We start from the raw sequence: 15,636 nt of genomic DNA, 5'->3' as shown, positions 1-15,636 counted from the left end.
TCCCGTGGTGTAGTGGTTAACATGCCTGCCTGTCACGCAGGAGATCGCCGGTTCGACCCCGGTCGGGACCGCCATTTTATATAAAGAAAAGAACGAAACATGTTGTTTCGTATTTTTTTATTTGTTTTAACAAAAAACTAATAAAGACAGTCAAACTATCCTTAGGAAAACTCCTAAGGACTTTTTTATATATTCAAAACCTGTATAATAAAGAGCAGAGAACATTGTGAGTAAAGTAGGTGAAGTCTGTGAGTAAATATGAAATAACAACAAACTCTTCTGAGGAAACACAAAGATTATCAGAAAAACTAGGTGGACTTGTCGGGGCACAAGATGTAATTATTTTAGAAGGAGATCTAGGGGCTGGTAAGACAACTTTTACAAAAGGACTAGCAAAAGGTCTTGGAGTGAAAAGAGTTGTAAATAGTCCTACCTTTAATATTATTAAAGAATATAAAGGGAGATTGCCGCTATATCATATGGACGTGTATCGCTTAGCAGAAAGTGAAGAGGACTTAGGTTTTGATGAGTATTTCTACGGTGAAGGAATTACCGTAGTAGAATGGGCTCATTTAATAGAAGCATTTTTACCAAATGAGAAGTTACAAATTAGTTTATTCCATGCTGGAGATGATACAAGGAAAATTGTACTCGAGCCAATTGGAGATCGATATATTAGATTATGTGAGGAGCTATTACAAGATGAAAGTACTAGCAATTGACACTTCAAATTACGTAATGGGTGTATCCCTTATTGAGGAAGGAAACGTAATTGGGGAAATCATTACAAACTTAACAAAAAACCATTCTGTACGTCTTATGCCAGCTGTAGAGAAATTATTAAAAGAATGTGGTGTAAAACCGAAAGAATTAACTAAAATCGTTGTAGCTGCTGGACCTGGATCATATACAGGTGTTCGCATAGGTGTGACAGCTGCAAAAACATTAGCTTGGTCACTTCAAATACCAATTGTAGGTGTATCAAGTTTAGAAGTAGTGGCTGCAAACGGTGCTAATTTTGATGGATTAATCTGTCCTTTATTTGATGGAAGACGCGGACAAATTTATACTGGGTTATATACATATGAAGGAGAGCATTTAACTTCTATAGAAGAAGACCGAATCATCCTTATTGTAGACTGGTTGCAAATGTTAAAAGATACAGGAAAGCCTGTTTTATTTATTGGTAACGATATTAAACTGCACAAAGAGACGATTATCGAACATTTAGGCGGCCAAGCTGTATTTGCTCCCTTCACTAAAAATAACCCAAGACCAAGTGAGTTAGCTTTCTTAGGGTTACAAAAAGAAGAACAAGATGTACATTCATTTGTTCCTAGTTATCTTCGTTTAGCTGAAGCTGAAACAAAGTGGTTAGAAAGTCAAAACAAGTAGGAGCTTGCAGAAGATGGATATGATATTTAGAAAGATGGAACTCGATGATATCGCTCAAATTGTAGCTATTGAAGAAGCGTCTTTTTCAACTCCTTGGACTGCAGATGCCTTTCACCGTGAGTTAACGACGAATGAACATGCACATTATGTTGTGCTAGAAAAAGATGGTCGTGTAATTGGATATTGTGGATTGTGGATAATTATTGATGAATCACATATAACAAATGTAGCTATTTTGCCAGAATACAGAGGTCAAAAGCTAGGGGATGCTTTATTGAAAGAAGTTATTTCCGAAGCGAAAGATTTAGGGGTAAAAACAATGACACTTGAAGTACGTGTATCAAATGAAGTAGCAAAACAGTTATACAGAAAATACGGATTTCAAAATGGTGGAATTCGTAAACGATACTATGCAGACAATCAGGAAGATGGTCTCGTAATGTGGGTGAATATATAATGGAAAAAAATACGATTATACTTGGTATTGAAACAAGTTGTGATGAAACAGCAGTAGCAGTTGTTAAAAATGGAACGGAAATTATTGCGAATGTCGTTGCATCACAAATTGAAAGTCATAAACGTTTTGGCGGAGTTGTACCAGAGATTGCATCCCGTCATCATGTAGAAGAAATTACAGTTGTGTTAGAAGAAGCTTTAAAAGAAGCAAATATTACATTTGATGATATTGATGCAATTGCTGTAACAGAAGGACCTGGGTTAGTAGGAGCGCTTTTAATAGGGGTAAATGCAGCGAAAGCAGTGGCTTTTGCACATGATATTCCTCTAGTGGGTGTTCATCATATAGCTGGGCATATTTATGCGAACCGTTTAGTAAAAGAAGTTCAATTCCCACTACTATCACTTGTTGTATCTGGTGGACATACGGAGCTTGTTTATATGAAAGAACATGGTTCATTCGAAGTGATTGGTGAAACGAGAGATGATGCAGCTGGAGAGGCATATGATAAAGTAGCTCGAACATTATCCATGCCATATCCAGGTGGTCCTCACATTGATCGCCTTGCACATGAAGGGGAACCGACAATTGATTTGCCTCGTGCATGGCTAGAACCTGATTCGTATGATTTCAGTTTCAGTGGATTGAAATCAGCAGTTATCAACACTGTGCATAACGCAAAACAACGCGGGATAGAAATTGCACCGGAAGATTTAGCAGCAAGTTTCCAAGCGAGTGTAATAGATGTGCTTGTAACGAAAGCATCTCGTGCAGCAGAAGCGTATAACGTAAAGCAACTGCTTCTTGCTGGTGGAGTAGCTGCGAATAAAGGACTTCGCGCACGTTTGGAAGCGGAATTTGCGACAAAAGAAAATATCGAGCTAATTATTCCTCCACTATCTTTATGTACCGATAATGCAGCGATGATTGCAGCCGCAGGTACAATTGCATATGAACAAGGAAAACGTGCTACATTAGCTCTAAATGCAAATCCAGGATTAGATATTGAAGAATAGTTATGCACAAAATTAACCACAGCTTGTGGATAAAACCCATATTATCTGTTGATAATGTGGGTTTTATTGTGTATATAAAATGTTGATAACTTTTTTGGTGGTTGTGGATAATGTGGAAAAGTTATTTTGGGGTTTATTTTATAAAGGTGGATATGTGTATAAACCTGTGGATAAAGCAGATGAAGTCTGACCTTTGAATGAATTCTTTTTTGGGAAATAAATCGCAAGAAGATATCTCTAAAAAACATTTTGGAATGTGCCCTTATTATAGGGGCGAACTAACATTGTCAAACTTTGTCGGTAAATCGGTATGTCGTGTCGAATCGTTTATACCCCAGCTAGAAGATAAAAAGGATGTCGCATAGTCAAAAATCCCGACTTATGAGACATCCTTCTTATTCATACTCTTATAAATGTAATTCTTCCCATTCTGCCATACAAGCATCAAGTTGCTCTTGTAGTGTTTGCTTTTTCGTTGTAATTTCACTAGCCTTTTCATAATCTGCGTATATTTCTGGTAAGCAAAGTTGATCTTCTAACGTAGCAATTTCTTCTTCAAATTCTACAATATTTTGTTCTAGTTCCTCAATTTTTCGAGTGCGTTGACGTTCTAATTGTTTACGCTCTTTTTCTTCGAGATAATTTAATTTCTCTTGAGCTACAGTTTTTTGAACAGGTGCTTGGTTTTCTTGCTGTTCTTGTTGTTCAAATGCTGCGCGTTCAATCATTTCATTTTTCTTCTCCACATAGTAATCGTAATCGCCTAAATACTCTTGTGCACCTTCTGTTGACAACTCAACAACGGTCGTCGTTACACGATTAATAAAGTAGCGGTCATGTGAAACAAATAGAAGGGTGCCTGGATAATCAATTAAAGCATTCTCCAAAATTTCTTTACTATTTAAATCAAGATGGTTCGTAGGTTCATCGAGAATTAATAAATTCGATTTTTGCATCATAAGTTTTGCAAGAGCTAATCGAGCTTTTTGTCCACCACTAAGAGAAGATACTGGTTTTAGTACATCATCCCCTGTGAATAAGAAGTTACCTAATATCGTGCGAATTTCTTTTTCGGGCTGCAGTGGATATTCATCCCATAACTCATTTAAAACTCGCTTAGAAGATGTTAAGTTTGCTTGTTCTTGATCATAATAACCAACAGATACATTGGATCCGAAAGAAACATCACCATTTAATAGTGGTAACTTATTCACAAGTGATTTTAATAATGTGGATTTCCCAATTCCGTTTGGACCAACTAAAGCAACGCTATCCCCGCGAGTTAAGCGCATAGTTACATGTTCAATAATCGGATCATCATCATAGCCGATAGTTGCATCCTTTACTTGTAAAACATCATTTCCACTTTGTTTTTCGATATCGAAGTGGAAGGATGCTGACTTAGAATCACCTAAAGGTCTAGTCAATAATTCCATTCTATCTAATTGTTTACGACGGCTTTGAGCACGTTTTGTCGTAGATGCGCGAGCTATATTTTTTTGAACGAAATCCTCAAGCTTAGCGATTTCATCTTGTTGTTTTTCATAACGTTTCATGTCTTGCTCGTATAATGCTGATTTCAAGTCTAAATATTTACTGTAGTTACCAACAAATCGTCTGCTTTCTTTATTCGAAATTTCATATACTTGTGTAACGAGTTTATCTAAGAAATAACGGTCATGAGAAACGATTAGTATTGCGCCAGGATAGCCTTGTAAATATTGTTCAAGCCATGTTAATGTTTCGATGTCTAAATGGTTTGTAGGCTCGTCCAAAATAAGTAGGTCTGGTTTCGTTAATAATAATTTACCGAGAGCTAATCGTGTTTTTTGTCCACCACTTAATGTAGAAATCGTCGTCTGGTGCGTTTCAACTGGGAAGCCAAGACCACTTAAAATCGAGCGAATATCTGCTTCATATTGATATCCACCTTGATCTTTATAATCTAATTGCAATTGGTCATAATCAGCTAATAATCTTTCATATGTAGCCTCGTTTGAAAAGTTTTCTTCTTTTCCCATCTCTTGCTCTAGCCTTCGAAGTTTTGTCTCCATTTGCTGCAAGTGTGTAAAGACGGTTAACATTTCATCCCAAATTGTTAAAGATGTTTCTAACCCGGTATTTTGAGCTAAATATCCGATTGAGACATCTTTCGGTTTTATAATTTCGCCACCATCATGAGATAGCTCACCAGCTATTATTTTTAATAATGTAGATTTTCCGGCCCCATTTCGTCCGACTAATGCGATACGATCTTTCGTTTGAACTTCCAATTTTATGTTTGTAAGAATCGTTTCGGCACCGTATAATTTCGTAAGCGCGTTTACTTGTAATAAAATCAATGTTTTCACCTCAAATAATTTCTTAACTTTGCCATGTTTATATTTCTCAATCATACTAAAAATAGTGTATAGTTTAAAATAAAGAGAGAATACTTCTTCTCTTTATTATACAGGGAAATTCATGAGTGCTAAACTTCTGTATTTGATTCAAGTATATGAATAAAGATAGGAAGAGAGGAGAGGTTATATGGAGCAGCAAAAAATTCCACAGGCCACTGCCAAACGATTGCCTCTATACTATCGATTTATCCAAAACTTATCTCTTTCTGGTAAGCAACGTGTTTCATCAGCCGAATTGAGTGAAGCGGTAAAAGTTGATTCCGCAACGATTCGAAGAGATTTTTCATATTTTGGAGCGTTAGGGAAAAAAGGTTATGGATATAACGTAAATTATTTATTATCATTTTTCCGTGAAACACTCGACCAAGATGATATAACACGTGTAGCACTTATTGGAGTAGGTAATTTAGGGACCGCTTTCTTACATTATAATTTCACGAAAAACAATAATACAAAAATTGAAATGGCGTTTGATGTTAGTGAAGAGAAAGTCGGGACAGAAATCGGGGGCATTCCTGTATATCATTTAGATGAATTAGAAGAACGTTTATCAACTGATATACAAGTGGCAATATTAACAGTACCCGCTACAGTAGCACAATCTGTAGCAGATAGATTGGCAGAAACGAACGTGCATGGTATTTTAAATTTCACACCAGCGCGCTTAAATGTGTCAGATAATATAAGAATTCACCATATTGATTTAGCGGTAGAGTTACAAACACTTGTTTACTTTTTAAAGAATTATCCACAATAAAACGCAGAGGAAGCGACCTCTGCGTTTTATTATTGTTTTTTCTTTGTGAATTTAACTAAGATAAGGCGAAGTGCCAAATTAAAATCAATCGTTGCCATAACTGCAAATAGTATTGTCCACATATTCCAGATTGTATCTGTTACGTTCGTAATGGCGAAGCGTGTAAAGATACATCCTAGAAGGAAGTACAATGCAGCCATGAACAATGGTGAGTTCCTCATACTAAAAATCCTCCGATAAAGCCTTGCATTTTTTCAGCTTCTTTAATCATTTCTTGAATTTGTTCATTGCTCATTAAAACTTGAGCAACTGCAACTAATGTATTCATTGCAACATGAGCTGCGATAGGGACGATAATACGCTTCGTTTTTACATATAAAAAGGCGAATACGAGTCCCATAGAAGTGTATACCAATAAGTGAGTGAAATCAAAATGAATTGCTGCGAATACGAGAGAACTAATGATAGCAGCGATAAAGAAGTTAAACTTCTTATAAAGTGTACCAAATAAAATTTTTCTAAATACGATTTCTTCCAAAATAGGTCCTATTATAGAGATAACGATAAGGAACCAAGGTGTCGTTCTTGCGATATCCATAAGTCTTGCTGTATTTTCTGATCCAGGTTTAATTCCTAATACACGCATTTCTATCATACCGGCAATACTTTGTGAGAAAAATGCTAGGAAGAACCCGATAAAAATCCAACCAATCGTAGCTGGAACAGTAGAGCGCATTGTATCTAAACGTCTGTCACGAATATCTGTTCTAAGTAACCAAAGTACGATACATAATGCAATAAAGAAGCTAATGATTGCCCAGTGGCCAGTTATGAGTTGAAATTTCTCTTCTCTAGTAAATCCCCTGTTATCATAAAGTCCAGTTTTCAGCAGAAGTGGTAATCCAGCAATGGATGATAACTGCATTAAAATGTATGTAACGATAACCCACCAATATTGTTTTTTCAAATGGTTTAACCATCCTTTCTAACTCTAGTGTATGAGATAAGGTAGGATAACATGTAAGTATGCTACCTACGATATAAACTTCACTTAAATTATGTTTTTTTCGTAAATCCTTATTTGAAATTATAATAGAAGACAGGAGAAAGTTGTGTGTATAGCGAAAACAACTTAGGGTGTCCTTTCATATTGTAACATACGAGTAGTGGAAACAACGATTCATATAGTAAAGGTAGAAGAAGAGGGACTCTATATAGAAAAGTGTATAGCTTAATTTGCGAAAAAATTATGATTTTTTTACTTGCAAAAGAAATTGAGATTATTTATTATTATAAGTGTGTTAGCACTCGAGTGACTTGAGTGCTAATAAATAAAATTTACATAACACAATGAGGAGGTTATTGTTCATGCTAAAGCCATTAGGTGATCGCGTTGTAATTGAGCTTGTTCAAGCAGAAGAAAAAACAGCAAGTGGTATTGTATTACCAGACACTGCAAAAGAAAAACCACAAGAGGGTAAAGTTATTGCAGTAGGTACTGGTCGAGTGCTTGAAAATGGTGAGCGTGTTGCTCTAGAGGTAGCTGCAGGTGATCTTATCATCTTCTCAAAATATGCAGGTACTGAAGTAAAATATGAAGGTACTGACTACTTGATTTTACGTGAAAGTGACATTTTAGCAGTTATCGGTTAATTATATAAATCTTAAAAAATTCAAGGGGGTCAATTATTATGGCAAAAGATATTAAATTTAGTGAAGAAGCACGTCGTTCGATGCTTCGCGGTGTCGACACTCTTGCAAACGCAGTAAAAGTAACGCTTGGACCAAAAGGTCGTAACGTTGTACTTGAGAAAAAATTTGGTTCACCACTTATTACAAATGATGGTGTAACAATCGCAAAAGAAATCGAATTAGAAGATGCATTCGAAAACATGGGTGCAAAATTAGTAGCAGAAGTTGCTAGCAAAACAAATGATGTAGCTGGTGACGGAACAACAACTGCAACTGTATTAGCACAAGCTATGATTCGTGAAGGTCTTAAAAACGTAACAGCTGGTGCGAACCCAATGGGTCTTCGTAAAGGTATCGAAAAAGCTGTTACTGCTGCAATTGCAGAATTAAAAGAGATTTCTAAACCAATCGAAGGCAAATCTTCTATCGCACAAGTAGCTGCTATTTCTGCAGCTGACGAAGAAGTAGGTCAATTAATCGCTGAAGCAATGGAGCGCGTTGGTAACGACGGCGTTATTACTTTAGAAGAATCTAAAGGATTTACAACAGAATTAGACGTAGTAGAAGGTATGCAATTTGATCGTGGATATGCATCTCCTTACATGATTACTGATTCTGACAAAATGGAAGCAGTTCTTGATAACCCATACATCTTAATTACTGATAAGAAGATTTCTAACATCCAAGAAATCTTACCAGTATTAGAGCAAGTGGTACAACAGGGTAAACCACTTCTTATCATCGCTGAAGACGTAGAAGGCGAAGCTTTAGCTACATTAGTAGTGAACAAACTTCGTGGTACATTCAATGTAGTAGCTGTTAAAGCTCCTGGATTTGGTGACCGTCGTAAAGCAATGCTAGAAGATATCGCAATCTTAACTGGTGGCGAAGTAATCACTGAAGAATTAGGTCGTGATTTAAAATCTGCTACAATTGAATCTTTAGGACGCGCTGGTAAGGTTGTTGTAACGAAAGAAAATACAACTGTAGTTGAAGGTATCGGAAATTCACAACAAATCGAAGCTCGCATCGGTCAAATCCGCGCGCAATTAGAAGAAACTACTTCTGAATTCGATCGTGAAAAATTACAAGAGCGTCTTGCAAAACTTGCAGGTGGCGTAGCAGTAATTAAAGTAGGTGCAGCAACTGAAACTGAGTTAAAAGAGCGCAAACTTCGCATTGAAGATGCACTTAACTCAACTCGTGCAGCAGTAGAAGAAGGTATCGTTGCGGGTGGTGGTACTTCACTTATGAACGTATACACGAAAGTAGCTTCTATCGTAGCTGAAGGCGACGAAGCAACAGGTATCAACATCGTACTTCGCGCACTAGAAGAGCCAGTTCGTCAAATCGCAATCAACGCTGGTCTAGAAGGATCTGTAGTTGTAGAGCGTCTAAAAGGCGAAAAAGTAGGCGTTGGTTTCAACGCAGCTACTGGCGAGTGGGTTAACATGCTTGAAACTGGTATCGTAGATCCAGCTAAAGTAACTCGCTCTGCACTTCAAAACGCAGCATCTGTTGCAGCTATGTTCTTAACAACTGAAGCTGTAGTTGCTGACAAGCCAGAACCAAATGCACCAGCAATGCCTGACATGGGCGGCATGGGCATGGGCGGTATGGGCGGAATGATGTAATTCCGTTTGCTCGAAAAACATCCATTTCTATATAGAAATGGATGTTTTTTTATGTTTTTTAGAAAAGGAAATGAATTTCTGTAGAATTTTGTCGCTTTCTCTCTTGACCATATCGATACTTCATTGTTAGAATCTAGGAAGATAATATAAAACGATCCTTCATATATCCTCAAAGATAAGGTTTGAGAGTCTCTACCGGGTTACCGTAAACAACCTGACTATGAAGGCAGTGTGTCTTATATTTATAAAGAGCGGAGACTATCTTTCTTTATAAAGCCAGACCCCTGCCTTTTCTTTGTTATGAGACTAGAGGCGGAGGACTGGCTTTTTTTATTATATTAGTAATGCTTTTTGCCAAATTGGTGAAAATATTTATATACGAGAACTAACGTTGGGGTGATTATTTTGAAGAAGCAGCATGATACAATTATCGTTTTAGATTTTGGGAGTCAGTACAATCAGTTAATAGCACGTCGAATTCGTGAGTTTGGTGTATACAGTGAACTTCATCCACATACAATTACTGCAGAAGAAATTAAAGCAATGAATCCAAAAGGGATTATCTTCTCTGGTGGACCAAATAGTGTATACGGTGAAGGTGCATTACATTGTGATGAAAAAATCTTTGAACTAGGATTACCGATCTTCGGTATTTGTTACGGTATGCAGCTTATGACGCAACACTTCGGTGGTAAAGTAGAACGTGCAAACCACCGTGAGTACGGAAAAGCTGTTCTTAAAGTAGAGAACGAATCAAAATTATATGCGAACCTTCCAGAAGAGCAAGTTGTATGGATGAGCCATGGTGACTTAGTAACTGGTTTACCTGAAGGATTCGTAGTAGATGCAACAAGTGAGTCTTGTCCAATTGCTGGTATGAGCAATGAAGACAAAAACTTATACGGTGTACAATTCCACCCAGAAGTACGTCATTCTGAGCACGGTAACGATTTAATTAAAAACTTCGTATTCGGCGCATGTGGTTGTTCTGAAGGATGGAACATGGAGAACTTTATCGAAGTAGAATTAGAGAAAATCCGTGAAACTGTTGGAGACAAAAAAGTACTATGCGCACTTAGCGGCGGTGTAGACTCTTCTGTTGTAGCAGTATTAATTCATAAGGCAATCGGTGACCAATTAACATGTATTTTCGTTGACCACGGTTTACTTCGTAAAGGTGAAGCAGAAGGCGTTATGAAAACATTCAGCGAAGGTTTCCACATGAACGTTATTAAAGTGGATGCACAAGAACGCTTCATGAACAAGTTAAAAGGTGTAGAAGATCCAGAACAAAAACGTAAAATCATCGGTAATGAATTCATTTACGTATTTGATGATGAAGCTTCTAAATTACAAGGAATGGACTTCCTAGCGCAAGGTACACTTTATACAGACATCGTTGAAAGTGGTACAGCAACTGCACAAACAATTAAATCTCACCATAACGTTGGTGGTCTTCCAGAAGACATGCAGTTCAAATTAATTGAGCCTTTAAACACGTTATTTAAAGATGAAGTACGTGTATTAGGATCAGAACTAGGAATTCCTGATGAAATCGTATGGCGTCAACCATTCCCAGGCCCTGGTCTTGGTATTCGTGTATTAGGTGAAATCACAGAAGAGAAATTAGAAATCGTTCGTGAATCTGATGCGATTTTACGTGAAGAAATTATTAAAGCGGGCTTAGACCGTGAAGTTTGGCAATACTTCACTGCGCTTCCTGGTATGCGTAGCGTAGGTGTTATGGGTGACGAGCGTACTTACGATTACACAGTAGGTATCCGCGCAGTAACATCTATCGACGGTATGACAGCTGACTGGGCACGTATCCCTTGGGACGTATTAGAGAAAATCTCTGTACGTATCGTAAACGAAGTAAAACACGTTAACCGTATCGTGTATGATATAACAAGTAAGCCACCAGCAACGATTGAGTGGGAATAGTATTATAAAAAAAGATCCATCTATTGCTCATGCATAGATGGATCTTTTGTGTTTTGCTCTTAATACGAACGAAAATACAAAAGTTTATAAAAATGTTCGTTTTTAAATTGACAAAACTACTTCGTCGAGTTAATATGAGTATGTAATTCAAACGAAAAGTGAATATTATGCCGTCGTATAATATCGGGGATATGGCCCGAAAGTTTCTACCTAGCTACCGTAAATGGCTTGACTACGAGGCGTTTAGATAAAGATGAGGGGGAACTTGTCTTTATTCATAGAACGCTTCCATGTATATGCAATGGAAGCCTTTTTTATTTTTAATAGATAAAAGAGGGCTAGGGAGATTACGGCGAGTAATCATATAACGGGGGAAACGTAAGATGAAACGCTATTTTCAGTTTGATGAACTCGGTACAAATTATAAAACAGAGTTCATAGCAGGTTTAACGACATTTTTATCTATGGCTTATGTATTATTTGTCAATCCTGCTACGCTGTCACTTGGAAATGTTAAAGGGTTACCGGCAGGTACAGGAATGGATCCAGGTTCAGTATTCGTTGCTACAGCATTAGCAGCAGCGATTGGTTCGCTAATTATGGGGATATTCGCGAAGTATCCGATTGCTTTGGCGCCCGGTATGGGAATTAACGCATTCTTTGCTTATACGGCAGTGTTAACGATGGGTATTCCGTGGCAAACAGCAATTGCTGGGACATTAATGTCAGGTATTATCTTTATTATTCTTACAGCTTCAGGTATTCGTGAAAAAATCATTAATGCAATTCCATCAGAGTTAAAGTTTGCAGTAGCGGCAGGTATCGGATTGTTTATTGCTTTCCTTGGATTCCAAAATGCCGGAATTATCGTGAAAAATGATGCTGTTCTTGTTGGATTGGGGGATTTAACAAAGGGCACAACGTTACTAGCAATCTTCGGGGTTGTTACTACAATCATCTTCATGATTAAGAAAGTTAATGGTGCGGTGTTCTACGGTATGATTCTTACAGCAATTTTAGGAGTAGCGACAGGATTAATTGATACTCCGAAAGCTGTAGTGGGAGCAATACCGAGTCTAGAACCAACGTTCGGTGTGGCGTTAACTCATTTCGGAGATATTTTCACTGTTCAAATGGTGATTGTTATTATAACGTTCTTCTTCATCGATTTCTTTGATACAGCAGGTACACTTGTAGCGGTTGCGAATCAAGCAGGATTAATGAAGAACAATAAATTACCACGTGCAGGAAAAGCATTATTTGCAGATGCGATTGCAACTGTAATCGGTGCAATCTTAGGTACATCAACAACAACGTCTTACATTGAATCTTCTGCTGGGGTAGCGGCGGGTGGACGTTCTGGATTTACAGCAGTTGTAACAGCAGGGTTCTTCTTGCTAGCGCTATTCTTCTCACCACTATTAAGCGTTGTGACACCAGCTGTAACAGCGCCAGCGTTAATTATTGTAGGGATCTTGATGGTTTCATCTTTAGGAGAAATTGATTGGAAGAAATTCGAGATTGCAGTACCAGCATTCTTTACTATCATTTCAATGCCACTTACGTATAGTATCGCAACAGGAATTGCGATCGGGTTTATCTTCTATCCAATTACAATGGTAGTAAGTGGTCGCCGTAAAGAGATTCATCCAATTATGTATGTTATGGGAGTTTTATTCGTACTATATTTCATCTACGTTCGTAAATAAAAGGGGTTTTTTGAAAGGTCTAGACTTAAGGGGAGTCTAGACCTTTTTTGCGTCTTCAGAAAAACTTAAGGATTTCCGAGCGTTTTTCTTCAGAAGTTTTCCTATAATAGAAGTTAGGGATTAAAAAAGTGATGGGGGAGATATTGTGGCAAATGAAACAATACTTGTCGTAGATGATGAAAAAGAAATTAGGAATCTTATTACAATCTATTTAAAGAATGAAGGATATAAAGTACTGCAAGCAGGAGACGGAGAAGAAGGGTTACGTCTCCTGGAAGAAAATGAAGTGCATCTAGTCGTATTAGATATTATGATGCCGAAAGTAGACGGTATCCATATGTGTATGAAAGTAAGGGAAGAAAAAGAAATGCCAATTATTATGCTTTCTGCGAAAACGCAAGATATGGATAAGATTTTAGGACTAACAACGGGTGCAGATGATTACGTAACGAAGCCGTTTAATCCGTTAGAGTTAATCGCAAGAATTAAATCTCAGTTACGCCGTTATATGAAAATGAATGGTTTCACTATACAAAATGAGGACGAGCTAGAAATTGGAGAGATGAAAATAAACATCTCAACCCATAAAGTTATTGTGGATGGAGAAGAAGTGAAACTGACCCCGAGGGAATTTTCGATTTTAGAATTACTAGCTCGTAATCCGGGTATGGTCTTTAGCGCGGAACAAATTTATGAAAAGGTTTGGAACGAAAGATCTTTCCAGTCGGATAACACGGTAATGGTTCATATTAGGAAAGTACGTGAAAAGATTGAGGAGAATCCAAGGAAACCTAGATATATAAAAACAGTATGGGGAGTGGGGTATAAGATTGAAAAAGATATTTAATCCATTTACTTATGTAAGAAAAACAAGACAATTAATTGAGAAATTAGTAAAGGGCGTACGGAAGAGTATAAGAATTCAATTGATTACTACTTTTGCTGCTTGTGCGTTATTAGGAGTTTTGTCAGCAAAGGCAGCTGCGCCATTTTTTGAGAATGCGAATCGTCAAGCGACTATCGATTATCGGGCTGGTATGGAACGAATTAATCACCAAGCTCAAGGAGCAGCAAATAGTTCGGTTCATGAAAATAAATTAGAAGCTATATCCAATATGATCGAAATGGAGAATCAAAATTTAGAGCGAGGATCTAGAGCTTTAAAAATATTGGTTACTGATGAGAGTGGTAAAGTTTTATATAAAACGAAGCAGGCGCAAGAAGAGCAAATCGATTTGCATAATACGATTCGTAATGCAGCATCATTTGCGATTAACTATTCAAATGGTCGAGATGTATTTGAAAATACGAGAAAAGAATTTATAGCTTTTTCACCTATTACAATAGAAGATAAGAATTTGTATATGTTCGTTAGTGGAATACCAGATGGTGTAGTAATGTATGATACGCAAGAAGGACCATTCCCATTTTTAATTGGTGTACTCGTGTTCATTTTCTCTTTCTTCTATATAACAAAGAGAAAGATGAAGCAAATTGAAGCGATGGCACAAGGTGTAAAGGAAATAGAAAAAGGAAACTTAGCGTACCGTATTGAGAAGAAAGGTGAAGATGAGATTGCGTCTTTAACTGAGAATATTAATAATATGGCGGAAGAGCTTATGGATAATATAGAAAAGGAACGTAAATTAGAGAAGCAAAAGAATGAGCTTATTACGAATGTATCTCACGATTTACGTACACCGCTGACTTCTATTATGGGTTACTTGCGATTACTTAGAGATTCTAAATATGAAAATAAAGAACAACATGATGAGTATACGAGAATTGCTTTTGCGAAGTCGGAGCAGTTAAAGAACTTAATAGAAGATTTATTTGAGTATACGAAGTTAACAAATGAGCAAGTTGTATTGGAAAAACAAGAGGTTTGTATAAATGAGTTATTGGAGCAATTAATAGAAGAGTTAGTACCGCAGGCAGAAGAGCATGGACTTACGTTTGTTAAGAAGTTTCCTGAGGAACGTACCTATGCAGCGATTGATTCGGAAAAGATGGTCCGTGTGTTTGATAATCTATTAATGAACGCGATTAAGTATAGTAAAGATGATGGGGAGATAAAGGTTTCTCTTCAAAGGCAGCGCCGGGATATACAAATTGTAATTGCGAATCATAGTGAAGAGTTTACGAGAGAAGAGTTAGGGAGTTTATTTGAACGCTTTTATAAGAAAGATCAATCTAGAAGTAGAGTAACAGAAGGATCGGGACTTGGATTAGCGATTGCGAAAAGTATTGTTGAGTTGCAAGGTGGTAGTATTCGAGCTGAATATGAGGATGGTATTATTCAGTTTATCGTCTCGTTACCAATTATAGAAAAATAATAAACGAATAGAATGGTATATGATAAAAAGGCTTATTTTAAAGGGGATAAGCCTTTTTATATTTTTTTAGAAAAACATGTTGACGATTAAGGTTTAGAGGTGTAATATAGAACAAGTCGCCGATGCAATAACGCAAAGCGCGGCAAACGAAATAAAAAACTTGGTTGACATTAACTAACGAAGATGTTAACATAAGGAAGTCGCAAATGAGCGACCGAGTAGTTCTTTGAAAACTGAACGAAACAAACAACGTGAAACGTCAATTTTTATTTTTAGATGCTAGACAAACTAACT

At 37.1% G+C, this 15,636-nt stretch carries 14 protein-coding genes and 2 riboswitches; of the genes, 11 read left to right on the top strand and 3 right to left on the bottom strand.

Going from position 1 to position 15,636, the window contains the following annotated elements:
• Positions 1-248 precede the first annotated feature (248 nt).
• Genes tsaE through tsaD form a run of 4 tightly spaced genes read left to right on the top strand, consistent with a single transcriptional unit; the run spans position 249 to position 2,868 of the window.
• Positions 249-722 (top strand): tRNA (adenosine(37)-N6)-threonylcarbamoyltransferase complex ATPase subunit type 1 TsaE, encoded by a 474-nt coding sequence (gene tsaE, locus JDS82_RS28725; RefSeq protein ID WP_000049636.1) that lies wholly within the window; start codon positions 249-251, stop codon positions 720-722.
• Positions 703-1,395 carry a tRNA (adenosine(37)-N6)-threonylcarbamoyltransferase complex dimerization subunit type 1 TsaB gene (tsaB, locus tag JDS82_RS28720; protein WP_199714317.1) on the top strand — a complete coding sequence of 231 codons (693 nt, stop codon included), beginning with the start codon at positions 703-705 and terminating at the stop codon, positions 1,393-1,395. Before tsaE ends, tsaB begins: the two co-directional genes overlap by 20 nt.
• Before the next feature lie 13 nt (positions 1,396-1,408).
• Positions 1,409-1,852, top strand: a complete 444-nt coding sequence (rimI, locus tag JDS82_RS28715) for a ribosomal protein S18-alanine N-acetyltransferase (protein ID WP_000367200.1) — start codon at positions 1,409-1,411, stop codon at positions 1,850-1,852.
• Positions 1,852-2,868, top strand: a complete 1,017-nt coding sequence (gene tsaD / locus JDS82_RS28710; RefSeq protein ID WP_000414582.1) for a tRNA (adenosine(37)-N6)-threonylcarbamoyltransferase complex transferase subunit TsaD — start codon at positions 1,852-1,854, stop codon at positions 2,866-2,868. The genes rimI and tsaD overlap by 1 nt, the downstream gene beginning before the upstream one ends.
• Positions 2,869-3,275: 407 nt before the next feature.
• On the opposite strand, the gene JDS82_RS28705 is transcribed toward tsaD, so the two are convergent.
• Positions 3,276-5,210 carry an ABC-F family ATP-binding cassette domain-containing protein gene (locus JDS82_RS28705; RefSeq protein ID WP_207391682.1) on the bottom strand — a complete coding sequence of 645 codons (1,935 nt, stop codon included), beginning with the start codon at positions 5,208-5,210 and terminating at the stop codon, positions 3,276-3,278.
• A 187-nt stretch (positions 5,211-5,397) separates the two neighbouring features.
• Here JDS82_RS28705 and JDS82_RS28700 point away from each other — a divergent pair, with 187 nt between their 5' ends.
• The gene (locus JDS82_RS28700; RefSeq protein WP_000437704.1) at positions 5,398-6,027 is read left to right on the top strand and encodes a redox-sensing transcriptional repressor Rex; all 630 of its coding nucleotides are present in this window, start codon (positions 5,398-5,400) and stop codon (positions 6,025-6,027) included.
• Between the two features lie 29 nt (positions 6,028-6,056).
• On the opposite strand, the gene JDS82_RS28695 is transcribed toward JDS82_RS28700, so the two are convergent.
• Positions 6,057-6,248 carry a YdiK family protein gene (locus tag JDS82_RS28695; protein WP_001246201.1) on the bottom strand — a complete coding sequence of 64 codons (192 nt, stop codon included), beginning with the start codon at positions 6,246-6,248 and terminating at the stop codon, positions 6,057-6,059.
• Positions 6,245-6,994, bottom strand: coding sequence for a CPBP family intramembrane glutamic endopeptidase (locus JDS82_RS28690; protein ID WP_000745348.1), 750 nt, complete (start codon positions 6,992-6,994; stop codon positions 6,245-6,247). Before JDS82_RS28690 ends, JDS82_RS28695 begins: the two co-directional genes overlap by 4 nt.
• A gap of 401 nt (positions 6,995-7,395) precedes the next feature.
• Between JDS82_RS28690 and groES the strand changes: the two genes are divergently transcribed.
• From groES to ampS, 6 genes are all read left to right on the top strand, one after another.
• Positions 7,396-7,680 carry a co-chaperone GroES gene (groES, locus tag JDS82_RS28685; RefSeq protein ID WP_000917306.1) on the top strand — a complete coding sequence of 95 codons (285 nt, stop codon included), beginning with the start codon at positions 7,396-7,398 and terminating at the stop codon, positions 7,678-7,680.
• A 38-nt stretch (positions 7,681-7,718) separates the two neighbouring features.
• Positions 7,719-9,353, top strand: a complete 1,635-nt coding sequence (groL, locus tag JDS82_RS28680; RefSeq protein WP_001029984.1) for a chaperonin GroEL — start codon at positions 7,719-7,721, stop codon at positions 9,351-9,353.
• Positions 9,354-9,492: 139 nt separating this feature from the next.
• Positions 9,493-9,594: riboswitch (purine riboswitch) on the top strand.
• Between the two features lie 164 nt (positions 9,595-9,758).
• Positions 9,759-11,297 (top strand): glutamine-hydrolyzing GMP synthase, encoded by a 1,539-nt coding sequence (gene guaA, locus JDS82_RS28675; protein WP_000743912.1) that lies wholly within the window; start codon positions 9,759-9,761, stop codon positions 11,295-11,297.
• A 153-nt stretch (positions 11,298-11,450) separates the two neighbouring features.
• Positions 11,451-11,552: riboswitch (purine riboswitch) on the top strand.
• Positions 11,553-11,680: 128 nt separating this feature from the next.
• Complete coding sequence (locus tag JDS82_RS28670; RefSeq protein ID WP_199714316.1) at positions 11,681-13,006, top strand: NCS2 family permease; 1,326 nt, start codon at positions 11,681-11,683, stop codon at positions 13,004-13,006.
• Between the two features lie 145 nt (positions 13,007-13,151).
• On the top strand, positions 13,152-13,853 hold the full coding sequence (locus tag JDS82_RS28665; protein ID WP_199714315.1) for a response regulator: 702 nt from the start codon (positions 13,152-13,154) through the stop codon (positions 13,851-13,853).
• Positions 13,837-15,342 carry an aminopeptidase AmpS gene (gene ampS, locus JDS82_RS28660; RefSeq protein WP_000719256.1) on the top strand — a complete coding sequence of 502 codons (1,506 nt, stop codon included), beginning with the start codon at positions 13,837-13,839 and terminating at the stop codon, positions 15,340-15,342. The genes JDS82_RS28665 and ampS overlap by 17 nt, the downstream gene beginning before the upstream one ends.
• Positions 15,343-15,636 lie beyond the last annotated feature (294 nt).

The organism is Bacillus cereus group sp. N14 (assembly GCF_016483555.1).
GTDB lineage: Bacteria > Bacillota > Bacilli > Bacillales > Bacillaceae_G > Bacillus_A > Bacillus_A wiedmannii.
Note: the sequence above shows the minus strand (reverse complement) of the source record. Positions and strands in the feature narration are given on the sequence as shown.